This is a genomic window from Candidatus Infernicultor aquiphilus (genome assembly GCF_002784285.1).
Taxonomy (GTDB): Bacteria; Atribacterota; Phoenicimicrobiia; order Phoenicimicrobiales; family Phoenicimicrobiaceae; genus Infernicultor; species Infernicultor aquiphilus.
Genome location: NZ_PFKO01000219.1, coordinates 248 through 772 on the forward strand (window position 1 = coordinate 248; position 525 = coordinate 772).

Here is a 525-nt window from a genome sequence, read left to right on the forward strand (position 1 = left end):
TACTAAATATGATTAACCAACTGAATATTGCTTTAGATATCTTTGAGTTACTCATTATAATCCTCCTATGACAAAAAAGGTAAAAAAAGGTGCCTGGCACTTTTTTTTACCTTAGTCTAATTTGATGCCGCTTTGGACATTTCCTTGTACTTCTAATCTTTCAGTTTCAATATAAAAGACGGCTTTATCTCCGCTGATCCATCTTTTGCTGTCTTGTTCTTCAATTTTTACTTTCCCGCCGGTCAAGTCTATTTTCTGCTCCTTATCATTATATACTGCTTCCTCAGCGGTGATAGTATAATCTTTCTTTAAAATCTTTACTTCTCCAGTGGCAGTTAAATTTCTGGTGTCAGTAAAAATTTCCAGCTTTTTGCAGTTCCAAATAATATTATCTTCTTTTTCCTCTTTATCTTTTCTTTCTTGGATTAGTTTAACTATCTCTTGAAAGATATATCGCTTATCATTAAGATAGGCCTCCAGAGTCTCACCGGTAATAGTAATATCGGTTTGAACTAATTTTATATC

The 525-nt window shown here is 33.0% G+C and carries 1 protein-coding gene; it reads right to left on the reverse strand.

Annotation, left to right across the window (positions count from 1 at the left end; all coding sequences use genetic code 11):
• Positions 1-111: 111 nt before the first annotated feature.
• Positions 112-525 (reverse strand): LptA/OstA family protein (locus COZ07_RS05700; RefSeq protein WP_406607609.1); only part of this gene is annotated, 414 nt, incomplete at its 5' end.